Origin of the sequence: Marinobacter salexigens (assembly GCF_002806945.1) — a bacterium.
In the GTDB taxonomy this organism is placed as follows: Bacteria; Pseudomonadota; Gammaproteobacteria; order Pseudomonadales; family Oleiphilaceae; genus Marinobacter; species Marinobacter salexigens.
The window spans coordinates 290,202-315,536 of the sequence record NZ_NIHC01000006.1; the positions used below are offsets into that span (position 1 = coordinate 290,202).

Genomic DNA, 25,335 nt, shown 5'->3' on the forward strand with positions numbered 1-25,335 from the left:
CGGCGAAATAATGATGACGCAACCATGACAGAGTATTTACTGATATTGGTCAGCACCATTCTGGTGAACAATTTCGTGCTGGTTCAGTTTCTGGGCCTGTGCCCGTTCATGGGGGTTTCCGGCAAGCTGGAAACCGCCATGGGTATGTCACTGGCCACCACGTTTGTACTGACCTTGTCGTCAGTGTGCAGCTACCTTGCCTATACTTACCTGCTGGCACCTCTGGACCTGGTATTTCTGAAGACCATCACGTTCATTTTAGTGATTGCAGTGGTGGTTCAGTTCACTGAAATGGTGGTGCGCAAAACCAGCCCCCTGCTCTATCGCGTGCTGGGCATTTTCCTGCCGCTGATTACCACCAACTGCGCTGTGTTGGGCGTAGCGCTTCTGAACCTGAACAAGAACAACAACTTCGTTGAATCAGTCCTCTACGGTTTCGGCGCTGCCGCCGGTTTTTCGCTGGTGCTGGTGCTTTTCGCCGCAATGCGCGAGCGTATTGCCGTGGCCGATGTGCCCGTATCCTTTCGGGGTGCGGCCATCGGTATGGTTACCGCAGGTTTGATGTCACTGGCGTTTCTGGGCTTCACCGGCCTGGTCAGCGTTTAACGGAGACACGTTTGTATGTGGACAGGCATCCTTATCGCTGTTCTGGTTTTGCTTGGCCTTGCTGTGGCATTTGGCGCTTTGCTGGGTTTCGCGTCAGAGCGCTTCAAAGTTGAAGGTAACCCGCTGGTGGACCAGGTTGATGCATTACTGCCACAAACCCAGTGCGGACAATGCGGCTTTCCTGGTTGCCGCCCTTATGCCGAATCCATCGTTGACGGCGGAGCCATCAACAAATGCCCCCCCGGCGGCGAATCCACCATCAACGCACTTGCCGATCTCCTGGATGTGGAACCCCAGCCCCTGGATGCCGAACACGGAATAGAACAAGCCAGAACGGTGGCAGTTATCCGGGAAGATGAATGCATAGGCTGCACCAAGTGTATTCAGGCCTGCCCGGTGGACGCCATTCTCGGGGCTGCCAAACACATGCACACAGTTATTGAAAGTGAATGTACCGGCTGCGACCTGTGTGTGGAGCCCTGCCCCGTTGACTGTATTGACATGATCACCATTGAACCGGATATACGGGGCTGGACATGGTCTCAACCTCGTATTATCGCAACAGACCAGCAGGAGATTAACTCCTGATGACCAAGCTTTGGGATTTTAACGGCGGCATCCACCCCGCAGAGAACAAAGAGATTTCGACCGGCCGCTCTATTCAGGTTGCCGGCATTCCCGCACAATTGGTTCTGCCCCTGCAACAGCATCTTGGTGCACCGGCAGAGCCCAGCGTGAACGTTGGCGACAGAGTACTGAAAGGCCAAAAAATAGCCGATGTAAGCCATGGTAAGTGTGTTCCTGTGCATGCACCGACATCCGGCGTCATTGAAAGCATCGGCGACTATCCTGTACCTCACCCATCCGGCATGGCAGACCGATGCATCGTTCTAAAGCCTGATGGCAAGGATGAATGGTGCGAGCGTTTCCCGATCAGCGACTACCGCAGCCTTGAGCGGGACCAGGTACTTGGCATTATTCACTCAGCAGGCATCGCCGGCATGGGCGGCGCCGGCTTCCCCACAGATATAAAACTGAAACCGCCCCGGGATCGCAAAGTCGATACGCTGATCCTGAATGGGGCTGAATGCGAGCCCTACATAACCGCCGACGACATGACCATGCGTGAGCGCGCTGACAAAGTTGTGGCCGGATTAAAGATAATGGCGTGGATCCTGCGACCCGAGCGTTGCGTAATTGGCATTGAAGACAACAAGCCCGAAGCCGCCGTAGCACTGCGCGAGGCGATTCAGGGCACGCAAATTGAAATCGCTGTTATCCCCACCAAATACCCCTCCGGTGGTGAAAAACAGCTGATCCAGATCCTCACCGGCATGGAAGTGCCCAGCGGCGGCATTCCAGCCGATATAGGTGTTATCTGCCAAAACATTGGAACCGCCGTAGCCGTGGCTCAGGCGGTCTTTGAAGGTTCGCCACTTATCAGTCGCGTTGTAACCGTTACTGGCGAGGCTTTGGAAAGGCCAGGCAACTTTGATGTTTTGCTGGGCACACCCATGACCTACTTATTAGAGCAGGCAGGTTTGCAGCCAGATCGTGTTAGCCGCTTGGTACTCGGCGGGCCCATGATGGGATACACCCTGAACACCACAGCGGTGCCTGTGATCAAAACGAGCAACTGCATTATTGCGGCAACCGCCAGCGAACTGCCTGCACCACCGCCGGAACAAGCCTGCATTCGCTGTGGCCAATGTGCAGAAGTGTGCCCTATGGAATTGCTGCCACAACAGTTGTTCTGGCACGCCAAGGCCACCGAGTTTGAGAAAGCAGAGCATCTGAACCTGTTCGACTGCATTGAGTGCGGAGCCTGCTCCTACGTTTGCCCCAGCTCCATCCCGCTGGTGCAGTACTACCGCTACGCCAAGGGTGAAATCCGCGTGCAGCGGGCGGAACAACTCAAGGCAGACCGGGCACGGGAACGTTTTGAAGCGCGCCAGGAAAGGCTTGAGCGCGAGCAACAAGAGAAAGAACTACGCCGCAAAGAGCGCGCCAAAGCAGCTGCAGAAGCCCAAGCCAAAAAGAAAGCGGAAGCTGAAAAGGCTGCAGACAGCGGAGAAGCGGTGGACGAGCGGGCAGCCAAGTCGGCATTGGTAGAGCAAGCCCTGGCTCGAAAGAAAGCCAGCACCGAAGCCAGCACTGCAAAAGCAACCGCGACCGCTGAGCCAGAGCTGGAGTTGCCCGATCTAGAGACGCTGGAAAAGCAGTTCACCCAGGCCCAGTCCAAACTGGAATCCATGCAGGCCATGCTTGAAGATGCAAAAGCACAGCAAGCAGATAACGTGGATAAGCTCGAACGTGCGGTCGCCAAGAACCACGACCGGGTTAAGCGGGCGGAAGAAGCCCTTGCGGATGCACGCAAAACGCTGGCAGCCCAAACCGAACCACAATCTATTAAATAATCCGAATCAGGCCCGATTTTCATGGCGTTTGTTCAACAGTCTTCACCTCATGCTCACAAGGCTCGCCCAACTTCAAAGGTGATGCTTTGGGTCATACTCGCGGCATTGCCCGGATTGCTGGCACAAACCCTGTTTTTTGGTTGGGGCAATCTCATCAACGTTGTCTGGTGCATCGCTATCGCCTTGGCTTCGGAAGCAGCTGTTCTCAAATTGCGCAGCAAACCGATTGCATTTGTTCTCAAGGACAACACCGCCGCAGTAACCGGGCTGCTACTTGGCCTGTCCATGCCACAGTTTGCACCCTGGTGGGTATCCGCAGTGGCGGTCATTTCCGCAATAGTGATTGCCAAACAGCTTTATGGCGGGCTAGGCTCCAACCCCTTCAACCCCGCCATGGTGGGCTACGCGCTGGTGCTGATCTCTTTCCCGGTAGCCATGACCACCAACTGGGCAGAGCCGGCGCTGCTTTGGGAAGGCGCACCAAGCTTTGGGGATACATTGGCCGCCATTGCCTCAGGACAACAAACAGCGGTTGATGGCTGGACCATGGCCACCCCCCTGGATGAATACAAACACAAGATTGGATCCCATACCGCATCTGAAGTCCTTGCTCACCCTACGTTCGGCGAGGGGGTTGCCAGGGGCTGGGAATGGGTCAACGCAGCCTTCCTGCTGGGCGGGCTTGTACTGATAGGCCTGCGAATTATCACCTGGCACATCCCCGCCGCATTTCTGGGCGCACTGATTGTCATGAGCCTGGCCTTTGGCAGCAACGCGGATCAGTTCGCACCACTGTCACTGCATCTCCTGGCCGGGGGAACCATGCTGGGTGCGTTTTTCATCGCCACCGACCCGGTATCTGCAGCAACCAGCCATCAGGGCAAACTGATTTATGGCGCGGGTATTGGCGTGCTCATTTACCTGATAAGGAGCTGGGGTAACTATCCCGATGCCGTTGCATTCAGCGTGCTGCTTATGAACTTTGCGGTGCCCTTTATCGACCATTACACGCCGCCACGTACCTACGGCCATCACAAACCTCGCCGGGGCTTTTCTGGCGGGGGCAGGAGCTGATCATGGCAACCATGATTCAATCCATTCGACGCAGCGCCATTGGCCTTGGTATCTTTGCGGTAGTGACTGGCGGCACCATTGCGTTTACGCAAGCACTGACCAACGATCGCATCATGGAACAGGCGGCCAGAGCAGAAGCCAAAGCACTGTTCGAGATTATTCCAGAGAAGGATCACAACAACGATCTGCTCAGGGATACTCTGGTACTGCCTGCCAGTGATCGTTTGGCAACCGAGGGGCCGGTCACAGTGTGGGTGGCCCGGCAAGACGGTGAGCCAGTTGGCATGATCATGCCAGCGGTTGCACCAGACGGTTATTCAGGCACGATCAAGCTGCTGGTAGGCATTGATCCTGAGGGGACGGTTCTGGGTGTTCGTGTGATCGCACACAAGGAAACCCCGGGGCTGGGTGATCGGATAGAAACCCGGAAATCCGACTGGGTTAAAGACTTCGAGGGACGCTCTATCGGGAACCCTGCACCAAAGCAATGGAACGTAAAAAAGAACGGCGGTGTTTTTGACCAGTTCACCGGTGCTACCATCACGCCCAGAGCCGTGGTGAAAGCGGTACAAAAATCATTGATCTATTTCCGACAGAACCAACAGACTATTCGGGCCCAACTGAACAGCACTCCGTCAGGGCAAGGCCCTGTTGTTACACCCGGCGACCTGACAGACGAATCCCTGAATGTGGAGCAGCCCTGACCATGACAACCAAAACCTCTGCTGAAATCATTCGTGACGGGCTCTGGGACAACAACCCGGCTCTGGTTCAGGTGCTGGGGCTATGCCCTCTTCTGGCGGTTACCAGCACGGTGGTCAATGCGATTGGCTTGGGCCTGGCCACCCTGATGGTTCTTATGGGCTCCAACCTCGCCGTCTCATTGATTCGGAACTTCGTTGGTGAATCTGTACGGCTACCCGCGTTCGTGATGATAATTGCATCATTCGTAACCTGTGCCGAATTGCTGATGCAGGCCTATACCTATGAGTTGTATCAGATTCTGGGTATTTTTATCCCCCTCATCGTCACCAACTGCGCCATTCTGGGCCGGGCTGATGCCTTTGCCTCACGAAACGCCCCGGGCCCCGCCCTGCTGGACGGCGCCATGATGGGCGCAGGCTTTCTTGCAGTTCTCATCATTCTTGGCGGCATGCGAGAACTGATCGGCCAGGGCACGCTGTTTGTGGACATGCATCTTCTGTTCGGCCCCATGGCTTCAGACTGGGTTATCGAGCCCTTTGCAAACTACCCGGATATGCTGTTCATGGTATTGCCCCCCGGCGCTTTCGTCGGTCTCGGCTTGTTAATAGCGCTGAAAAACGGAATTGACCACCATCTCAAGGAGCGTAAGAAGACGCTCCAGCCAGTAACAACTCCCGGTAGCAAACGCGTGCGCGTGACCGGCAACGTCTCATGATTTTCCATCGGAGTCGTAACGACACACCATGAACAAAGAAAAACGTATAGAAATCTTCTCCCGCTTTCGGGAGGCCAATCCCAAGCCGGAAACCGAGCTTAACTACAGCAACCCCTTTGAATTACTCATTGCCGTTATTCTCTCCGCCCAGGCGACGGATGTAGGGGTCAATAAAGCCACCGACAAACTCTACCCGGTCGCGAATACCCCTGAAGCCATACTTGCGCTTGGCGTGGATGGCCTGAAGGAATACATAAAGACCATAGGGTTGTTCAACACAAAAGCGGAAAACGTGATCAAGACGTGCCGCATGCTGGTGGAAAAGCACGACAGCGTGGTACCTGATAACCGGGAGGATCTTGAAGCCCTCCCCGGGGTTGGCCGGAAAACCGCAAATGTGGTTCTCAATACAGCCTTCGGAAAGCCAGCCATGGCTGTGGATACCCATATTTTCCGGGTATCCAATCGCACGGGCATTGCTCCGGGGAAAAACGTGCTGGAAGTAGAAAAGCGCCTGATGCGCCTGGTACCCAAAGAGTTTCTATTGGATGCCCACCACTGGCTTATTCTGCACGGGCGCTACACCTGCGTCGCCCGAAAGCCCAGGTGCGGAGCCTGTATTATTGAGGATCTTTGCGAGTTCAAGGATAAAAACGATTATCAGTAAATAAACCGTTCTCCACTAAAAAGCCGGCGATTGCCGGCTTTTTAGTGGAATGCTGAAGTGGCTCCTTTATTACTTGCCCAGCATGCCTTTCTTCAGGCTCTTCTGGGCAGGATCATCCGATAGCCAGATACCAAACAGCGCCTTTTTGAATGCAAGGTCACCCACCGTATCCTTTTTCTCGCCGTTTTTCAGCACGTTTACACCTTCGCCGGGCACATAAACAAGATCAAACACATCGCCTTCTTTGATCTCTTCTTTGAACACAGACATAAACTGGTCGATATCAGCCTTAACCGAAGACATATCACCATCTGTTGAGGCCTCAAAGCCTTCCATGGTGGCTTCAGTCATGCGATCACTGGTGATCATGCCAGAGGTAATATGCAGCGTGATCGCCTGGGGCTCATCAGCCTCAACAACGGCAGTGCCATTGTTTTGTGCTTGGGGCACATAAAGACTGCCAACATACAGATCCATGAAAAACTTGGACCGGGTACCCGCACCGTTCAACTGAAGCTCTGTGCTGCCCGCAGTATAAGTATCCGGAACATCAACACCACCAACCGTCAGGGCCGAAGCAGGCGTTGAGAGTGTGGCTGCTAACATAAGAGATGCAAAGCCCGTCAAAAATGCTTTCTTCATAGTCCTTTCCTTTTCAGTCATTATTATGAGAATTCATTCGTCACCAAGTACAGATCCATAGCCCCCGGCGCTGCTATTCTAACAACGTCTTGGCCATAGGAATCGCCACTTGGTTCTCATTTGCGGATTACATTGCAGACTAACTTTTGCAGGGTTACTTTTTCAGGACCAGTAAAACACAAAACGCCGACCATGAGGTATGGTCGGCGTTCAGGGTGCTGCGTCAGAAAAGCTATTTAAATAACAGGTTTCCTGTGAGCCCTTCTTTTTCCAGGATTTCACGCAGGCGTCGCAACGCCTCTACCTGGATCTGGCGAACCCGCTCACGGGTCAGGCCAATCTCCTGCCCAACCTCTTCGAGGGTACTAACCGGATAGCCGCGAAGTCCAAACCGTCGGGACAAAACTTCCTGCTGTTTTTCACTGAGCTGATCTATCCATTTTCCAATACAGGCGCTCATATTGTTCTCCTGCAACACATCAGCAGGATCTGCCGCGCCTTCATCTGCCACTGTATCAAGCAGCGATTTCTCGCCGCCGGGGCCAATGGGCGTATCCATGGACGCAACACGCTCATTCAGCCCAAGCATTCGTTTTACATCATTGACCGGTTTGCCGACCAACTGTGCAATTTCTTCAGCCGAAGGTTCATGATCGAGCTTTTGAGTCAGTTCACGAGCCGCCCGAAGGTATAAATTAAGCTCTTTAACTACGTGAATTGGAAGCCGAATGGTACGGGTCTGGTTCATAATAGCCCGCTCTATTGTCTGGCGGATCCACCATGTCGCATAGGTAGAAAAGCGAAAGCCACGCTCCGGGTCGAACTTCTCAACAGCACGGATCAGGCCCAGATTCCCTTCCTCGATCAAATCCAGAAGGGTAAGCCCGCGATTCACATAGCGTCGTGCTATCTTCACGACTAGCCGAAGGTTACTTTCAATCATCCGCTTGCGGCCTGACTCCTCACCCTTGCGCGCAAGGCGTGCAAAATAGACCTCTTCTTCCGGCGTCAGGAGTGGAGAAAAACCAATTTCGTTAAGGTATAGCTGTGTAGGATCCAACTGCTTGGACGCACTGCTATAATAGCGCCCCTTGGTAGAAAACTTTCCCTCGACTTCAGTAGCTTCTGGAGCAGCCTTGTCGGATTTTTCTTCTGCGAGGAGTTGCTCCTCAGAGTCTTCAACGTTTGTAGAGCCATCAACATCTGCTATGCGATCAACAATCATATCTTCTTGTTCTGCTGACATTTCTCTTACCCCGCCTTTCAATAATCCTGGTTTTTCGCCCGATACTTCTTTTTATTGCGGGCATTGGATACTTCGCTTTTTATTCAGGACTTCTTCAATGGCCTGCACTAGCGCTTCGGCCACCCTTTCTTCTTATTTTTCAGCACCGAGCTCATCATTAACGAGGCGGCAAATAGTGCGTTGGATCAACCGGATTTCCATTTTTTCGAATCTCAAAATGTAACTTCGGCTTCTCCGTCCCACTATTGCCAAGCTCTGCTATGACCTGCCCGGCTTTTACGCCTTCTCCTTCTCTGACCAGAATCTTTCGGTTATGAGCGTAGGCGCTCAGATAACGTTCAGTATGATTCACAATAATCAGGTTACCGTAACCGAGCAACCCATTGCCTGCGTAGACTACATTTCCGTCTGCAGCTGCTCTTACAGCATCCCCGGGTTTTCCGGCAATATCAACGCCTTTATTGACTTTTCCGGATGCTGAATAGCCTGCAATTACAGTGCCAGAATGCGGCCATCGCCATGAGACACTTGCTACCGTTTGGGTACGCGAAGCCAAAGGCGCAGAGGTATCAGGTTTACGTGTAACAGCAGGCCTCTTGGTATTTGCAGGAGATGGCGCCGGAGGCTTTACACGTGGCGCTCGGGCAGCTGTGTTCGCAGCCGGCGTGGATTTTTGCGTTGGTGCACGCGCTTTGCCGCCTGCCTGAACCGTTCCGCGAACATCCAAGCGAAGCACCTGCCCCGCACGAATAGTCCATGGAGGACCCATTCCATTAGCACTGCCTAACTCCCGGTAATCGCGACCATAAGACCAGGCAATGCCGTACAGGGTCTCGCCTGGACGCACAACGTGACGCCCCCAGTACACCGGCGGATTATAAATATCATCCTGATGAAGCGCCTGAGTATTACAACCACTCATGGCACCGGAGAGAAAGGTAAATACGAGCAGGAAAAGCCAGGTCTTTCTATTTTCAGAAACCCATAAGGGGAACCGGGCACCCAAGAGGAACCGCGGGGAAGCCGACTGCGCGGCTAAAGCTGACCCACGAAATAATCTCACAAGAATAGCACCGGCCCGGTTATGAGCAATCAGTAAAGGCTCTCATTTTGACCAAAGGAGATCCTGAAGTTTCAAAAGTAACTCGCTAATTTATTACACATTTTAAAATAAAATCCAAGTTACTCACCGCCCGTTTCTGTTACCCGAGCGACCCTTTGTTACGGGCGGGAACAGCCGCTTGCCTAAAAAGGTAACACGGCCTTCTGGGCCTTATCGGCGACCTGCTACCTCTTTTCGGAGGCTCGCATCCCAAACCACTCAACCAGCAATACAAGCACAATGCCTGCCACAGCCATAGCTACAGCCATAGGAATCTGCGGGTCTGCCGCGGTGTGATTGGCAAAGGCCCAAGGGCTGATACTAACTTCAGTCAGGGGCACTTGCTCTCCTGAGCTGTTGATTCGCCAACTAAGCGCTTCCTTCCATGGCCACACCTTGTTAAGTGCACCAATCATGAAACCGGTAAGCAATGCCAAAACATGGTCATGGTACTTATGGAAAGCCCAGGTAATAAGCCTTGCAACAGACAAGAGCCCCACCAGGCAGCCGACCATAAACAACAACAGCACAGTGACATCCAGGGTTTTAATGGCCCCCAAAACCGGAGCGTACATGCCAATAATAACCAGAATAAAACTTCCGGATATACCGGGCAGGATCATTGCACATATTGCCACTGCACCGGCCGCAAAAAACGCAACAGCCGAGGGCTCAACCTGGTTTACAGACAGGGTTGTGATCCACCAGGCAACACCGACACCAAAAACAAGAGGAACAAGCAGGGCCGAACGATAGTGTCTTGCCTGTCGCCCTACATGCCAAACAGACGCAAGAATCAACCCAAAGAAAAAGCTCCAGATCAGGATCGGATACTCAGCCAACAGATAGGTGATCCCGGAGGCCAGGGTCAGGATACTAACGAGAATGCCCAGCAGGAGTGTACCGAGAAAAGTGCCATCACAGGCCTGCCAGAAAGCTTTAAGGTTGCCTCGGAACAGCTCTTTGAACAAAGCCCCCGGGACTGCATTGATGGCCTGCAGCAACCGAAAGTAAATGCCCGTAATAAAAGCAATGGTGCCCCCGGAAACGCCAGGAACAATATCCGCCGCGCCCATGGCCATCCCCCTCAAAAACACCGATGCGGGATGTTGTGTGCGGGCCGAGCTGTCCATCGCGACTTCCTGCTGCTCACTGCTCAACGGACAACCCCGCCCAGCAGAGGCACAAAGCGAACGGGCTCAAGCTCTGCCCATTCAAACTGGTCACCGTTGCGTATGACCTCAACCAGTACCTGGTTCTCTTCACCAACCGGTGCCACCAACACACCTCCGTCAGCCAGCTGATCCAAGAGTTCCGTTGGGACTTCCATAGGGGCTGCAGTAACAATGATGCCATCAAACGGACCTCTCTCTGGCCAGCCCATGCCTCCGTCTGCATGCTTGAGCATCACATTCCTGATGTTGAGTTGCCGCAAGCGATCGCGGGCACGGTCTTGCAGCGGCTTAATCCGCTCAACGCTGTATATCTGCTCAAACAGCTGTGACAGCACCGCCGTCTGATAACCGGACCCAGTCCCCAGCTCCAGCACCCTGGCAGGCTCGTACTTGAGAAGCAGCTCGGTCATTCGGGCCACAATGTATGGCTGTGACAGGGTCTGCCCATAACCGATAGGTAAGGCGGTATCTTCGTAAGCCCGGTGGGATAAAGCCTCATCCAGAAAAATATGGCGCGGAACCTGGCCCATTACCTCCAGTACACGATCAGATTCAATTCCGGACTCTTTCAGGCGCTGTACAAGACGCAAGCGTGTGCGGCGGGATGTCATCCCTATACCCTGAAGCTCACCACTCACACACCATCCCCCACGGAAACCTGAAGAGAGTCAACCCAGGTTCTGAGAGACACCAGCGCTTCATGGCGGGTCATATCAATGTGCACCGGCGTAAGGGATACGTAACCTTGGGCAATCGCATAAAAGTCGGTTCCCGGGCCGGCATCACCACCTTTGCCCGCTGCACCAATCCAGTAACGTTCTTTGCCGCGCGGGCAGGTCATAGGCACGGCGCCTTCGGCTCGCTCACGATCGCCCAGCCGGGTGACGCGAAAGCCTGCAATTTCGTCCCAGGGCAAATCCGGCACATTCACATTCAGGATAGAGCGTGGCCCTAAGACAAATGGACGTTCGCTTTCGAGCAGCATACGCACCACTCTGGCAGCTGTTTCGAAATGATTGCGCCCTTCACCCACCAGAGAGACAGCAATGGCTGGCAGCCCAAGATGGCGGCCTTCTGTTGCAGCAGCCACGGTGCCGGAGTAGATAATATCGTCACCCAGGTTGGCATGGGTATTAATTCCTGAAACCACTCGATCGAAGGGCTCATCAAACAGCCCATTGACGGCCAGATGCACGCAATCGGTAGGTGTACCATCAACAGAACGGAATCCATTTGGGTGTTGCTCAACCGTGAGGGGGCGGTTAAGTGTCAGGGCATTGCTCGCCCCACTGTGATCCCTGTCCGGTGCTACTACCGCAAGGTCACCCAAGCCTTTCAGTCCCTCATGCAGGGCGACAAGCCCCGGTGAATGAACACCGTCATCGTTTGACAACAGAATGCGCACATTAGTCTCCAGACATTAATAACCAGCCACACAATGACACTCCAACGTAGCTAGCCATGTTGTTATTTATGTTTGCCGAGGCTCATGTCCTCAAGCTCAAAAATATCACCCAAAACCGTGGTGGCGTACTGGCCGGGCTCAAGGAAAAATTCCAACTCCAACACATCACTATTCAACCACAACCAATTCAGGCCCTTTGGCATGGAAACCAGGGGGCGGCGCTCAGGCTTCATTCGAGTTGCCCGAAACAATGAAGCCAGCATCGGAGCCTGATCCACAATGCCACGCTCGCGTTGCGCCACTTCACCGCTGGCACAGGTCCCGCCATCACCCCATAAAGGGCCCGTCGTAATCTCACCCGGCTCACCTGGCAGCAGCGCACACCAGCTACCGTCCACTACCCGCGACGCAAGCACTTCATTAAATAGCCAAGAGCGGGCAGCCGAAAAGTACAATACGTTTTTCCGATCATCTCTGCCACCGCCAGACCTACCGCGGCCCCTGCGGCCCCCCTTCCCACCCCGACGGTTCAATGTGGAAGGATCAATACGAATTGCCTTGTCCAGATTGCCACCGGCAAAGCCAAAACGCTGGGGGCCAAAGTAATTGGGAGCACCTTGTGTTTTCAAGCGCTCAAGCGCACGATCAACAAACTCGCGCTCGGCGCTCACCTGCCGTAGCCTGATCAAAAATTGGTTGCCCTGATGATCACCTCTACGCAATTTGCGCGCACTACGACGGGCTGACTTAACCGGCCAGCGTTCGGACACCTGCTCAATCAAAGCCATATCGTCATCCATCATACCGGGACGATAAAGGCTGAACCATTGACGGGTAACCGCATGGCGATCCTTTAGCCCACAAAACCCAACATCAAAAGGCCGACAACCCGCCAGAGCAGCAAGCTCTCCCGAAACAAACTCCGTATTATCCCCGGTTTTCTCGAGGTACAAGCACAAGTGCTCACCCTCGCCGCTCACACTGAGCGCATCAAGCGACGTTGTTGGAACCGGGAACGCCTCAAGCACCTCACTTACCCGAAAGTCTTCTGGTGCAGTTTTCAACTGCGCACAACCTACCCGCTCACCCCCGGATACCGGCCAGTCCAGCCGCCAATTACCTGCGCTAATTCCGGCATCACTCACAATGTCACCGGCTCGAGCAGACACACCGCTTGGCAGGCAATTCCCTCACCACGCCCGGTGAAACCCAGCTTCTCACTGGTGGTTGCCTTGACGCTTACACGACTCGCCGGGATACCCAGGTCCTCCGCAATATTCAGGCGCATGAGTTCAATATGTGGAGCCATTTTAGGGGCCTGTGCAATAATCGTTGTATCAACATTGAGGACACCAAACCCCTCCTCCGCAACACGGGCCATAACCTGACGCAACAGATCACGACTGTCAGCACCTGCCCACTCGGCACTGGTATCCGGGAAAAAATGACCGATATCACCCAGCGCAACCGCGCCCAACAAGGCATCCGCCAAAGCATGCAGCAATACATCACCATCAGAATGGGCTTTCAAACCCTGACTGAAAGGGATGGACACACCGCCAATAATAACTGCGTCGCCTTCGCCGAAGGCATGTACATCAAAGCCCTGACCAATTCGCATAATCAACTCCGGGAAAATCCAGACATTCAGAACCGGCTGAGAATAAAGCCGGCAAGATCCAGGTCAGCGGGCACGGTAATCTTGATATTGTCCGGCCGACCTTCCACTAGAACCGGCATATTACCGGAAAACTCCATAGCAGAGGACTCATCCGTAACCGGCTGTTTATCGTTCAGCGCCGTCTCCAATGCCGAAACCAGCATGGAATAACGGAACATTTGAGGCGTCAACGCCCGCCAAAGCTGGCTGCGATCTACGGTCTCGACAACCTCAGGAACATCGCCTGACGCCGTCTTCTTAAGCGTATCTGCAACCGGCGCCGCCAGCAGGCCGCCTACCGGATGATCCTCCAGGGTTGAAACCAGGTTCGCCAGATCCTCCGGGTGCACGCAAGGACGCGCCGCATCGTGAACCAGCACCCAGTCATCCGCAGCCACTTGCTCTTTGAGTGCATGCAGTGCCGAAAGAACAGAATCCGCCCGTTCCGCGCCACCGCTACAGGTCTGAATACGATCATCATCACTGGCATCTGATTCTGGCCACCAATGATCGGCAGCATTCAACGGAACCATACAACCAGTAAAAAGACCGGAGTCCAGCAGGCGCGACAGCGTGATATCCAGAATAAAGCGATTATTAATACGGAGGTACTGCTTGGGGCATTCAGCCCGCATGCGCTGGCCGATACCTGCGGCGGGGACAATCAACCAGAGTTTAGAGTCACTCATGAACGATTCGCACATAGCTGAGAGAGTGGCAGGGGCGTCCTTTTCAGGACTGTCGGTGGCCAAGGATGGCCACCGTCAAGCGCACAGGGAAGTGTTCATAGCGTGTCCTGAAAAGGACGCCCCTGCCGCTCTGTACTCCAATGTTTCAGACCAAAAGAAATTACTGCTCAACAACAAGAAAAAAGGTCTCATCATCACGAATCAACCCAAGGTTCATCCGGGCCCGCTCTTCAACAGCGCCTTGCTCATTACGAAGGTTGCGCACCTCCGCATACAAACGCTCATTGCGAGTAGCCAATGCAGCATTCTCCTCACGCTGCTCGGCAATCGACCTCTCCAGCGCCCAGACCTGCGCAAAGCTGCCTTCCCCGATCCACAAGCGCACCTGCAGCAGGAGTATAAGAACAACCATGAAAGCCCAGAGCAACTTCATCAATACCGATACCGTTCAGGAGTTAGCTGATCAAAAATCCAACATCAGATGGTGATTATAGACCTTAGAGTAGATTAGCAACAAATTCTTCTAACTGATTGGACAAAAAGGCCATCGTGACTGAATTTTCATCCAAAACACGACGGCCTTAACATTTTGTTACCTGCGATTCAGAGAATCAAAGGCCAAAACGGACGCTGATAACCTCAGCCTTGCCCTTTGATTTCACTCAGCCCCAGATAAGGTGCCTTGCCTTCCAGCGCTTCTTCAATACGCAGCAGTTGATTGTATTTGGCAACCCGATCAGAACGGCATAGAGAGCCAGTTTTGATCTGCCCTGCACAGGTAGCAACCGCAAGATCCGCAATCGTCGTATCTTCCGTTTCGCCGGAACGGTGAGAAATCACCGCAGTGAAGCCAGCATCCTGAGCCATTTTGATGGCATCCAAGGTTTCGCTCAAGCTACCAATCTGGTTGAACTTGATCAGAATGGAATTGCCCACACCCGTTTCAATACCACGCTTCAGGATCTTGGTATTGGTGACAAAAAGATCATCCCCAACCAGCTGAACCTTATTGCCAACCTTGTCCGTCAGAACCTTCCAGCCGTCCCAGTCGCTCTCGTCCATACCATCTTCGATGGACACAATCGGAAAGCGCTCAGCCAGACCTGCCAGGTAATCAGCAAAGCCTTCAGAGTCAAAACTCTTGCCCTCACCGGCCAGAACATACTGACCATCCTTGTAAAATTCAGAAGCGGCGCAGTCCAGAGCAAGAGTAATATCCGTACCCAACTTGTAACCCGCCTTTTCAACGGCTTCCTGAATCACCGCCAAAGCTGCTTCATTCGACGGCAGGTTCGGCGCAAAACCACCCTCGTCGCCCACCGCAGTGTTCAGGCCTTGGGCTTGCAACACTTTTTTCAAGCTATGGAAAATCTCGGCACCGATGCGCAGAGCTTCTGCAAAGTTCCTGGCAGCAACCGGCTGCACCATGAACTCCTGGATATCAACGTTGTTATCCGCGTGCTCACCGCCGTTGAGGATATTCATCATCGGCACTGGCATGCTGAACTTGCCGGAGGTGCCGTTAATATCCGCAATGTGCTCATAAAGCGGCTTGCCCAAAGACGCCGCAGCGGCTTTAGCAGCTGCCAGAGACACCGCCAGAATAGCGTTAGCGCCCAGGTTGGCTTTATTTTCCGTGCCATCCAATTCCAGCATGATGTTGTCGAGACCACGCTGGTCTGCAGCATCTTTGCCTTTCAGAGCATCGTTGATCTTGCCGTTAATTGCCGCAACTGCCTTCAATACGCCCTTACCCAAATAACGGGATGCATCGCCATCGCGCAATTCCAGCGCTTCGCGAGAACCGGTGGAAGCGCCCGAGGGTGCGCAAGCGCGGCCAAGGGAACCGTCTTCCAGGATCACATCTGCTTCTACCGTGGGGTTACCACGAGAATCCATAACCTCACGGGCTTTAATGTTGGCAATCTTGGTCATTCAAGGAGTCTCCAGGTTTTCAATTCAAAGGTCATTAACAGAAGTCTGATCAAGAGCGAGCTGGTAGGGCCTTACGAAACTGTGCGAAGCCATGGATGGCGTAGCCAAGCGTACATGGACGTATTCACAGCGTGTTTCGTAAGGCCCTACCAGCTTGCTCGTGCCACCAAGGCTAAAACACGAACACCGCCATTCAGGCGGTGTCGATAGGTTTAAAACTCTTCACAAGGTCGTCTACAGCCTTAACTCGCTGCAGAAATGGCTCTAGCTGGCTGAGTCGCAAGGCGCAGGGCCCATCGCATTTGGCTTCATCCGGGTTTGGATGGGCTTCAAGAAACAGCCCGGCCAAGCCTTGGGACATGCCTGCCAAGGCCAGGTCTGTCACCTGAGCACGGCGACCACCGGCAGAATCGGAACGGCCACCCGGCATCTGTAGCGAGTGAGTGACATCAAACATAACCGGCACATTCATGGCCTTCATGATGCCAAAGCCAAGCATATCGACCACAAGGTTGTTGTAACCGAAGCTGCTGCCCCGCTCGCACAAAATTACGCGATCGTTTCCGGCTTCCGCGCATTTGGTGATGATGTGCTTCATCTCCTGCGGCGCCAAAAACTGGGCTTTCTTGACGTTAATCGCAGCGCCGGTTTTTGCCATGGCGACAACCAAATCAGTCTGCCGGCTCAAAAAAGCGGGTAACTGAATGATGTCACACACCTCAGCGGCAGGCGCGGCTTGCTCCGGCTCGTGCACATCAGAAATTATCGGAACACCGTATTTGCTTTTGATATCCGCCAGAATCTGCAAACCCTTATCAAGACCCGGCCCCCGGAAGGAGTTGACCGAAGAGCGATTGGCCTTGTCAAAAGACGCCTTGAAAACGTAAGGAATACCCAGCTTGCTGCAAACCTCCACATACTTCGCGGCAACCTCAAGCGCCAAGTCGCGGGACTCCAGCACATTCATGCCACCAAACAAGACAAAAGGCTTGTCGTTGGCAATGTCTATATCAGCAACAGTAACGGTGCTCTGGGCCATGTTCAGGATTCCTTACGCTTCGCCAACGCGGCTTCCACAAAACCCTTGAACAGTGGATGGCCGTCCCGTGGCGTGGAGGTAAATTCGGGGTGGAACTGACAGGCAACAAACCAGGGGTGCTGAGGATCTTCAACCACCTCTACCAGTTTGCCATCTGTGGAGCGCCCGGAAACCAACAGCCCTGCATCTTCCAACTGGGGCAGAAAGTGGTTATTCACCTCATAGCGGTGGCGATGACGCTCGCGGATAGTTTTTCTGCCGTAGCAGTTGGCAATTGTGGAGCCTTCAGTCAGTACGCAATCCTGAGCGCCCAGACGCATAGTGCCACCAAGATCCGAATCATCTGAACGCTCTTCGCGCTCGCCGGTCGCATCCAGCCACTCGGTGATCAAGCCAATAACTGGCTCCGGGGTGTGCTCTCGGAACTCGGTGCTGTGCGCATCTGTGAGCCCGGCTTTATTGCGTGCGTACTCGATCACGGCAACCTGCATACCCAGACAAATTCCCAGATAAGGAACTTTATTCTCACGGGCATATTGAACAGTAAGAATCTTGCCTTCTACGCCACGCTCACCAAAGCCACCGGGAACCAGGATAGCATCGGCGCTCTCAAGTACCTGAGTACCATCGCGCTCGATGTCTTCGGAATCTATGTAATTGATCTTCACCTTGGTGCGGGTCTTGATACCGGCATGTAGCAAGGACTCGATCAATGATTTGTATGCCTCTAGCAGTTCCATGTACTTGCCAACCATGGCAATGGTCACTTCCTGCTCGGGATTCATCAGTGATTCGACTACAGCATCCCATTCGCTCAGATCGGCATCGCGCGCATCAAGATTAAAACGCTCGATGACCAGTTGATCCAGCCCGTGTTCATGCAGCATCCGGGGGATGGCATAAATGGATTTGGCATCACGCATCGGGATGACCGCCCGCTCTTCCACGTTCGTAAACAGAGCAATTTTTCGACGTGAACTTGCGTCCACTTCGTGCTCGGAGCGGCACAGCAAGATATCAGGCTGCAACCCTATAGACCGCATTTCCTTCACGGAATGCTGGGTTGGCTTGGTTTTGATTTCGCCCGCTGTTGCTATGTATGGCACCAGTGTCAGGTGCATGAACAGCGAACGTGAGGAACCCACTTCAACCTTCAGTTGACGGCAGGCTTCAAGGAACGGCAGGGATTCAATATCACCCACGGTGCCACCCACTTCAACCAGAGCTACATCTGCACCGGCTGCGCCTTCGATCACTCGACGCTTGATCTCGTCGGTGATATGGGGAATAACCTGAACCGTACCGCCAAGATAATCGCCGCGACGCTCTTTGCGTATAACCTCTTCATACACCCGACCGGCCGTGAAGTTATTACGACGACTCATCGGCGTACGAATGAAACGCTCGTAGTGGCCAAGATCCAGGTCGGTTTCAGCGCCGTCTTCGGTGACATAGACTTCACCGTGCTGGAACGGGCTCATGGTGCCTGGGTCCACGTTAATGTACGGGTCCAGCTTGAGGATAGTGACCTTCAGGCCGCGTGCCTCAAGTATCGCAGCCAAGGAGGCCGATGCGATACCTTTCCCCAGTGAGGACACAACACCGCCGGTGACGAAAATATAACGCGTCATGCAGATTCCATGATTATCAGGTTCTGTTAAGGAGGGAGATTGTCATCTCAAGATGGGACGCCAGACTACCAGAAAGCCCTCAACGACTCAATCACAATCCCGCTCTACAATCAGCTGCAAGCCTGCCGCAGGGGCCTTTCCGCAGTATTGTTCAGAACACCATAAATCGCCAATGGCAATCAGTTCTTCTTCATTCCCCACACCCCCGAAAATCAAGGGCAGGCGCGGCCTTTCCCAAGGCGGCACAGCCTGTTCCTGGAGCCATTTTTTTAGTGATTTCGAGGGCCCTCCGGCACGCAAACGAATGCGTTCCCCACCCTGCCTCGTACATATTCGTATTGGCAGCACATCGCTACCCGAAGTAGATATCCGATCAAGCTGAACAGTCCACTCCCCCCACCTTACCGGGCAACCAGGTTCAAGATCGACGGGCCCCGCGGGCAAATCCGGAGCTTCAGACACCAAATACAACTCCCCTTGAAAACGTCGAAGGCTGTAATTACCTGCCCGCAACTCGGGAGATCGATCCTCGGCAGCCTGAAGCAAGTCATGCAGTATCTGCGACCAGTCAGCAATTGAGGGAGGGCGGTAGCCAGCATGGCGAATCCACCAGTGCAAAAGGTTTTTTTGCTCTACAAGACTTAGTGTTTCCAACCCTGCGACAGGAAGGCGATGTTTACGCCCTCCCATGGCTTGCCATTGCAACTCTGCCAGCCGCTTGTTCAGAAAGCTGCTCTCGGAACATGCACTGGCACTGTGCTGCAAGCGCTGATTCAGGCCTGGCCAACGCTTTTTTAAAGCCGGCAGGATACTAAGGCGAAGAAAGTTCCGATCGTATTTCTGATCTGTGTTGCTAGGGTCATCCACCCAGGAGAGCCCAGCCAGACGGGCATAGAGTTCAAGCTCTGTCCGCTCAATACCCAGCAACGGTCGAGCAAGGCGACCAACCCCAAGGGGACGGCTTTCCGGCATTCCAGCAAGGCCAGCCACACCACTGCCGCGGAACATCCGGAACAATACGGTTTCGGCCTGATCATCGCCGTGATGGGCCATCAACAGCACGTCACCCGCTTCAAGAAGCGCCTCAAAAGCACCATAACGTAGCTTGCGCGCAGCTTCTTCAAGACCTTCAGCCCGGCCTGCACCCAGACCGACTGTCACCGCTTCGACCGTAAGAGGCACGTTCAGCCCGACACACAAATCCCGGCAAAAGGCTTCAGTTTCGCCTGCATTGGCCTGCAACTGGTGATTTATATGCACCGCCCGCACGCCTGAGTGACAGAGTGCGGTAAGGTGTAAAAGGAGGGTGGAATCAAGGCCGCCGCTGAGGGCGACCCAAAGACGCCGGTAGCCGGTAACAGCCCTCACCGGCGCAAGCAATGCCTCCGGAAAAGCGTACCCGGCTGCGGGCTTAGCGCCCAGTGTCATAGCGGGTTAACCGCTCATACCGCCGGGAGACTAACTCATCCAAAGGTAGACGGCTTAGCTCTGCAATCCCGCTTGCAAGGGTTTCGCGCAGGGATTCAGCCATTTCTTCCGGGCTGCGGTGAGCGCCACCCAGAGGCTCAGGGATCACATTGTCCGCCAGCCCAAGGTCTTTCAAGCGTCCCGCCGTCACACCCATGGCTTCTGCTGCCAGAGAGGCATACTCAGCGCTTTTCCACAGAATCGAAGCGCAGCCTTCCGGAGATATCACCGCATAGGTAGAGTACTGCAACATATTCAGCTGGTCACAAACACCGATGGCCAGTGCGCCGCCGGAGCCACCCTCACCAATCACGGTGGAAATAACAGGAGTTTTAAGCCGGGACATGACGGCCAGGTTAAACGCAATGGCTTCGCTCTGGCCACGCTCTTCAGCGCCAATCCCCGGATAGGCACCCGGTGTATCTATAAACGTAAGAACGGGCATTCTGAAGCGTTCGGCCATTTCCATCAGACGCAAGGCTTTGCGATAACCTTCCGGGCGTGGCATGCCAAAGTTGCGCTTTACCTTATCCCGCACTTCCCGCCCCTTCTGGTGACCAATCACCATCACGGGCTTGTCGTTCAGCCGAGCTGTACCTCCCACAATGGCAAGGTCATCTGCATAACGGCGATCACCATGAAGCTCATCGAAATCTTCAAAGATCAAATCGATATAGTCCAAGGTATAGGGCCGACGAGGGTGTCGTGCCAAGCGGGCAACGTCCCAGGGGTGCAGATCAGAGAATATGCTCTCCGTCAGGCTGACGCTTTTCTTTTTCAACCGTGTAATTTCGTCGGAGATATTGATGTCGGTGTCGTTGCCCACCATACGAAGCTCTTCAATCTTGGCTTCAAGGTCGGCAATCGGCTGTTCAAAATCCAGATAGTTAGGGTTCATGATTTTCCGTCAATTTATCGCCAGGCGGGGTAGCGCGCCGCCTATTCAGAATTTGGTACAAAGATAGCAGTGCCCGGGTCTTGGCTAAAGCGGACATTGGTATGAGCCCGCAACCTGACAGATATTTAACTTTCCGTGCTGCTCTTTGCTTTACAGATCAATCATAGACCAGTTCTACGCACTGGTCGCCCACCAGATATCTTAGCTCCAGCAACAGGTTGTCGTCTGGCTGCACACGCCAGGACTCTCCCAGCTCTATTCGAGTGCTGGCGTCAGGGCTGCTGTACTCAATCCACACCGGGCTCCCCTCGCAACGAAACGGCCTTAACGTGCTGTCGATTTTATCCAAAAATCCATTTTCAAGCTGGCCAGCGTGCAGGTTCAGCTTCAAGCCTTTACTGAACTGCTTCCGGGCGCTGGGTACATCCATTACCGAACTGACGCGCATTTTCATCTGGCCGGAATAATCATCGTGGCTCACCTGCCCCTCAACCACAATCACCTGGTCGGATTGCAGCAATTCCCGATGCTCAAAAAAGGCCTCGGAAAACAAGGTGGCTTCGATGCGTGCACTGCGGTCATCCAGCGTGATAAAGCACATGGTAGAACCGGTTCGGGTTTTCATGGTTCGCTGTGCAATTACTAGCCCCGCTACCCGCTGAGGTGACTTGTTGGGCTTCAGGTCCGAGATGGAAGAACGCACAAAGCGGCGAACCTCTCGCTCATACTCATCGAATGGATGCCCCGTCAGATAAAGCCCCAAGGTATCTTTCTCACCTTTCAGGCGCTGTTTCTCTGGCCATTCCCGCACGTCCGCCACATCGGCATAAGGATCGCCGCCATCACCGGCTTCGAGCATATCGCCAAACATGTCGATCATGCCTACGGATTCGTTGCGCGACTGTTGATCCGCCTGCTGAACCGCTTTGGGGATGCTGGCCATCAACTGAGCCCTGCTGGCACCGAGTTTGTCCATGGCGCCTGAGCGTATCAGGGCCTCCATGGCCCGTTTGTTGATCTTTTTCAGGTCAACCCTGCGGCAGAAATCAAATAAATCCTGATAAGGTTCACCACTGGCCCGCCCTTCCACAATGGCCTGAATCGGGCCTTCGCCTAGCCCTTTAATAGCACCTAGACCATACACAACCTGACCTTCATCATTCACTGTGAAGGTGTATTCCGAGCGACTGACGTCTGGCAGCACCAGGTCCAGCTTCAGGTTACGGCACTCTTCAACCAGCGTGACGACTTTGTCCGTGTTTTGCATATCTGCGGTCAGTACCGCAGCCATGAACTCGGCAGTGTAATGGGCCTTCAGCCAGAGTGTCTGATAAGACACCAGGGCATATGCAGCAGAGTGGGATTTGTTAAAACCGTAGCCAGCAAACTTTTCCACCAGGTCGAAGATGTTTTCGGCAAGGTTTTTGTCAATGCCGTTGCCTTCGCAGCCATCAAGGAAAAACTGTTTTTGCTTGGCCATTTCCTCGGGTTTTTTCTTACCCATCGCGCGGCGCAGCATGTCCGCGTTACCAAGAGAGTATCCTCCCATCACCTGAGCAATCTGCATAACCTGCTCCTGGTAAAGGATAACCCCATAGGTGGGTTCCAGTACCGGCTTCAGGCCATCGTATTGATAGTCCGGGTGAGGGTAAGACAAGGGTTGCTTGCCGTGCTTTCGGTCAATAAAGTCATCAACCATGCCTGACTGCAGCGGCCCTGGACGAAACAGCGCCACAAGGGCAATCATATCTTCCAGGGAGTCCGGCTGCAGGCGGCGGATCAGATCCTTCATACCACGGGATTCCAGCTGGAACACCGCAGTGGTTTCCGCCTTCTTCAGCATTACGAATGAGGCCGGGTCATCCAGCGGAATTTCGTTGATATCCAGAGGAGGAAGGCCACGGCTAGCACGCCGCGGATTGATCATTTTCAGGGCCCAGTCGATGATGGTCAGCGTTCGCAAGCCGAGGAAGTCGAACTTCACCAGCCCAGCATCTTCCACATCGTTCTTGTCAAACTGGGTTACCAGGCTGCCGCCGTCATCATCGCAATACAGTGGCGAGAAATCGGTAATCTTGGTGGGTGCGATCACAACACCACCGGCGTGTTTACCGGCGTTGCGGCACACCCCCTCAAGCTTGAGTGCCATTTCCCAGATTTCCTGGGCTTCTTCATCCTGGTCCAGAAATTCCTTGAGAGTTGGCTCCTGCTCTATCGCCTTTTCCAGCGTCATCCCGACTTCGAAGGGAATCATTTTGGACAGTTTATCGGCCAGGCCATAGGACTTGCCTTGCACCCGGGCAACGTCTCGTACTACTGCCTTCGCCGCCATGGTTCCGAAGGTAATAATCTGGGAAACCGCTTCCCGGCCGTATTTTTCAGCCACGTAGGCAATAACCCGATCCCGACCTTCCATGCAGAAGTCGACGTCAAAGTCGGGCATGGACACCCGTTCCGGGTTAAGGAAGCGCTCAAACAGCAAATCATATTCCAAGGGGTCCAGGTCGGTAATCAACTGTGCATAAGCTACCAGCGAACCGGCACCTGAACCTCGGCCTGGGCCTACAGGTACGCCATTATTTTTGGCCCACTTTATGAAGTCCATCACGATCAGAAAGTAGCCTGGAAATCCCATCTGGATAATGATGTCCAGCTCAAAATTCAGCCGCTTGTAATAGGCTTCGCGCTTGCTGTCGTAGTCGGGGTCGTCCTTGGGAAGGGTTTTGGCCAGACGCTCTTCCAGGCCGTCCTCAGACACCTTGCGGAAGTATTCGTCCATAGTCATGCCTTCAGGCACAGGATAATTGGGCAGGAAGTACTCACCCATACGCACGGTTACCGAGCAGCGCCTGGCTATCTCCAAGGTGTTCTGAATGGCTTCGGGGACATCGCTGAATAATTCAATCATCTCCTCCGGGCTGCGGAGGTATTGCTGGTCGCTGAAGCGACGGTCGCGGCGAGGATCGTCCAGCGCCCGGCTTTCACCTATGCACACCCGGGCCTCATGAGCTTCAAAGTCTTCGGCCTTCAAAAAGTGTACGTCGTTAGTCGCAACAACGGGCAGGCCCAGCTGCTCAGCCAAGCCAACACTCAGGTGCAGGCAATCCTCATCACCGGGTCTGCCAGTTCTCTGCAGCTCCAGGTAATAGGAGCCCGGGTACAGTTTCATCCAGTACTCAGCCCGGGCTTTTGCCAGGGCAGGCTTGTCCGCCAGCAAAGCCTTGCCCACATCGCCCATTTTGGCGCCAGACAAAGCAATCAAACCTTCAGATCTACTCTCCAGCCATGCGTTCTGAATAATCGGCTTACCGAATCGCTGCCCTTCGGTATACCCTAGCGAAATGATTTCTGTGAGATTGAGATAGCCTTTGTTATCCCGGGCAAGCAGTGTGATGCGAAATGGGATTTCCGGCTCGTCCGGATTTTCCAGCCACAAATCCGCCCCTATGATTGGCTTAACGCCGGCACCAGTCGTCGTTTTGTAAAATCGAACCAACGAGCACATGTTGGACTGTTCAGTAAGGCCCACAGCCGGCATGCCCAGTTCCACCACTCGGTTGACCAGAGGCTTAACACGAACAAGGCCATCCACCATGGAATGTTCGGAATGCACGCGAAGGTGTACAAAAGTCTGCGACATAAGGTCAGCTGGTTCCTGCATGTGTAGTTATTTAAAGGTCTGAAAAAAACTTGAGGCAACAAACATCCTGAATGGCTACTCCAAGCTCTCAGCCGCCAATCAGAGCGCGTATATCGTCTTCCGTCTGGGGGCCAAAGCGTGCTTCGAGGAGGTCACCGTCGGGGTTCACCACAAATGTTGCTGGCAAGGCTACCGGGCGCTGCCAGTCAAATTCAGGGCCGGGGTCCTGCACAAGCATGGGGTAATCAATGCCCATACGCTTACCAAGAGCCACCAGAGACTCCCCTTTCACTTCATCAAAATTAACCCCGAGTACAGTAATATTCGGCGCCTTGTTCAGCTGGTTTAATTCCGGGATTTCTTCCAGGCAGGGCTTGCACCATTCAGCCCAGTAGTTAACCAATACCCACTGGCCACGCAAGTCATCCCAAGCCAACTTCGTGCCCTCGGCTTTTTCCAACTCAATTTTTTGACAGCCCGCCAGCAAAGCTATTAAAAACAAAGCAGTTGTCACGACTGCCCTGCGAGATAACCAGTGGATGACAGGGTTCTGCAAGGGAAAGCCTCCTGTTAGACTGCTCGCTACAAAAATTGCAGCTCCATTTCAACAAACAGGCACGAA

The 25,335-nt window shown here is 53.9% G+C and carries 24 protein-coding genes; 7 read left to right on the forward strand and 17 right to left on the reverse strand.

Annotated elements, in window-relative coordinates; all coding sequences use genetic code 11:
• The first annotated feature begins 24 nt into the window (after window positions 1-24).
• Genes rsxA through nth form a run of 7 tightly spaced genes read left to right on the forward strand, consistent with a single transcriptional unit; the run spans window position 25 to window position 6,184 of the window.
• Window positions 25-606 (forward strand): electron transport complex subunit RsxA, encoded by a 582-nt coding sequence (rsxA, locus tag CDH47_RS13590; RefSeq protein ID WP_100640432.1) that lies wholly within the window; start codon window positions 25-27, stop codon window positions 604-606.
• Window positions 607-621: 15 nt separating this feature from the next.
• Window positions 622-1,194 (forward strand): electron transport complex subunit RsxB, encoded by a 573-nt coding sequence (gene rsxB / locus CDH47_RS13595; protein ID WP_100640433.1) that lies wholly within the window; start codon window positions 622-624, stop codon window positions 1,192-1,194.
• Window positions 1,194-3,023 (forward strand): electron transport complex subunit RsxC, encoded by a 1,830-nt coding sequence (rsxC, locus tag CDH47_RS13600; RefSeq protein WP_100640434.1) that lies wholly within the window; start codon window positions 1,194-1,196, stop codon window positions 3,021-3,023. Before rsxB ends, rsxC begins: the two co-directional genes overlap by 1 nt.
• Before the next feature lie 21 nt (window positions 3,024-3,044).
• Window positions 3,045-4,097 carry an electron transport complex subunit RsxD gene (gene rsxD, locus CDH47_RS13605; RefSeq protein WP_100640435.1) on the forward strand — a complete coding sequence of 351 codons (1,053 nt, stop codon included), beginning with the start codon at window positions 3,045-3,047 and terminating at the stop codon, window positions 4,095-4,097.
• Window positions 4,098-4,099: 2 nt separating this feature from the next.
• Complete coding sequence (gene rsxG, locus CDH47_RS13610) at window positions 4,100-4,801, forward strand: electron transport complex subunit RsxG (RefSeq protein WP_100640436.1); 702 nt, start codon at window positions 4,100-4,102, stop codon at window positions 4,799-4,801.
• A 2-nt stretch (window positions 4,802-4,803) separates the two neighbouring features.
• Entirely contained in the window at window positions 4,804-5,517 is a 714-nt protein-coding gene (locus tag CDH47_RS13615; protein WP_100640437.1) for an electron transport complex subunit E, read from the forward strand.
• Window positions 5,518-5,545: 28 nt separating this feature from the next.
• Window positions 5,546-6,184 (forward strand): endonuclease III, encoded by a 639-nt coding sequence (gene nth, locus CDH47_RS13620; protein WP_100640438.1) that lies wholly within the window; start codon window positions 5,546-5,548, stop codon window positions 6,182-6,184.
• Between the two features lie 69 nt (window positions 6,185-6,253).
• Here the strand turns inward: nth and CDH47_RS13625 are convergent, their stop codons facing one another.
• From CDH47_RS13625 to CDH47_RS13705, 17 genes are all read right to left on the reverse strand, one after another.
• Window positions 6,254-6,826, reverse strand: coding sequence for a chalcone isomerase family protein (locus CDH47_RS13625; RefSeq protein ID WP_100640439.1), 573 nt, complete (start codon window positions 6,824-6,826; stop codon window positions 6,254-6,256).
• Window positions 6,827-7,058: 232 nt separating this feature from the next.
• Window positions 7,059-8,051, reverse strand: a complete 993-nt coding sequence (gene rpoS / locus CDH47_RS13630; protein ID WP_239985790.1) for an RNA polymerase sigma factor RpoS — start codon at window positions 8,049-8,051, stop codon at window positions 7,059-7,061.
• A 178-nt stretch (window positions 8,052-8,229) separates the two neighbouring features.
• Complete coding sequence (locus tag CDH47_RS13635) at window positions 8,230-8,994, reverse strand: peptidoglycan DD-metalloendopeptidase family protein (RefSeq protein ID WP_100640441.1); 765 nt, start codon at window positions 8,992-8,994, stop codon at window positions 8,230-8,232.
• Window positions 8,995-9,359: 365 nt separating this feature from the next.
• Window positions 9,360-10,307 (reverse strand): polyprenyl-phosphate transporter, encoded by a 948-nt coding sequence (locus CDH47_RS13640; protein ID WP_239985784.1) that lies wholly within the window; start codon window positions 10,305-10,307, stop codon window positions 9,360-9,362.
• Between the two features lie 23 nt (window positions 10,308-10,330).
• Window positions 10,331-10,960: a protein-L-isoaspartate(D-aspartate) O-methyltransferase gene (locus CDH47_RS13645; RefSeq protein WP_420843685.1), complete on the reverse strand. Its 630-nt coding sequence runs from the start codon at window positions 10,958-10,960 to the stop codon at window positions 10,331-10,333.
• Window positions 10,961-10,983: 23 nt separating this feature from the next.
• The gene (surE, locus tag CDH47_RS13650) at window positions 10,984-11,754 is read right to left on the reverse strand and encodes a 5'/3'-nucleotidase SurE (RefSeq protein ID WP_100640443.1); all 771 of its coding nucleotides are present in this window, start codon (window positions 11,752-11,754) and stop codon (window positions 10,984-10,986) included.
• A 62-nt stretch (window positions 11,755-11,816) separates the two neighbouring features.
• A complete protein-coding gene (truD, locus tag CDH47_RS13655; protein ID WP_100640444.1) occupies window positions 11,817-12,899 on the reverse strand; it encodes a tRNA pseudouridine(13) synthase TruD in 1,083 nt (360 codons plus the stop codon).
• A complete protein-coding gene (ispF, locus tag CDH47_RS13660; protein ID WP_100640445.1) occupies window positions 12,896-13,375 on the reverse strand; it encodes a 2-C-methyl-D-erythritol 2,4-cyclodiphosphate synthase in 480 nt (159 codons plus the stop codon). Before ispF ends, truD begins: the two co-directional genes overlap by 4 nt.
• Before the next feature lie 26 nt (window positions 13,376-13,401).
• Window positions 13,402-14,103 (reverse strand): 2-C-methyl-D-erythritol 4-phosphate cytidylyltransferase, encoded by a 702-nt coding sequence (gene ispD / locus CDH47_RS13665; protein ID WP_100640492.1) that lies wholly within the window; start codon window positions 14,101-14,103, stop codon window positions 13,402-13,404.
• A 160-nt stretch (window positions 14,104-14,263) separates the two neighbouring features.
• Window positions 14,264-14,536, reverse strand: a complete 273-nt coding sequence (locus CDH47_RS13670; RefSeq protein WP_100640446.1) for a septum formation initiator family protein — start codon at window positions 14,534-14,536, stop codon at window positions 14,264-14,266.
• A gap of 206 nt (window positions 14,537-14,742) precedes the next feature.
• A complete protein-coding gene (eno, locus tag CDH47_RS13675) occupies window positions 14,743-16,038 on the reverse strand; it encodes a phosphopyruvate hydratase (RefSeq protein WP_100640447.1) in 1,296 nt (431 codons plus the stop codon).
• A 193-nt stretch (window positions 16,039-16,231) separates the two neighbouring features.
• Window positions 16,232-17,077 carry a 3-deoxy-8-phosphooctulonate synthase gene (kdsA, locus tag CDH47_RS13680; protein WP_100640448.1) on the reverse strand — a complete coding sequence of 282 codons (846 nt, stop codon included), beginning with the start codon at window positions 17,075-17,077 and terminating at the stop codon, window positions 16,232-16,234.
• Window positions 17,078-17,079: 2 nt separating this feature from the next.
• The gene (locus tag CDH47_RS13685) at window positions 17,080-18,708 is read right to left on the reverse strand and encodes a CTP synthase (protein WP_100640449.1); all 1,629 of its coding nucleotides are present in this window, start codon (window positions 18,706-18,708) and stop codon (window positions 17,080-17,082) included.
• Window positions 18,709-18,795: 87 nt separating this feature from the next.
• A complete protein-coding gene (tilS, locus tag CDH47_RS13690; protein WP_100640450.1) occupies window positions 18,796-20,136 on the reverse strand; it encodes a tRNA lysidine(34) synthetase TilS in 1,341 nt (446 codons plus the stop codon).
• A complete protein-coding gene (gene accA / locus CDH47_RS13695; RefSeq protein ID WP_100640451.1) occupies window positions 20,120-21,073 on the reverse strand; it encodes an acetyl-CoA carboxylase carboxyl transferase subunit alpha in 954 nt (317 codons plus the stop codon). The genes tilS and accA overlap by 17 nt, the downstream gene beginning before the upstream one ends.
• A gap of 157 nt (window positions 21,074-21,230) precedes the next feature.
• Window positions 21,231-24,713: a DNA polymerase III subunit alpha gene (dnaE, locus tag CDH47_RS13700; RefSeq protein ID WP_100640452.1), complete on the reverse strand. Its 3,483-nt coding sequence runs from the start codon at window positions 24,711-24,713 to the stop codon at window positions 21,231-21,233.
• A gap of 88 nt (window positions 24,714-24,801) precedes the next feature.
• Window positions 24,802-25,254, reverse strand: a complete 453-nt coding sequence (locus CDH47_RS13705; RefSeq protein WP_420843686.1) for a TlpA family protein disulfide reductase — start codon at window positions 25,252-25,254, stop codon at window positions 24,802-24,804.
• Window positions 25,255-25,335 lie beyond the last annotated feature (81 nt).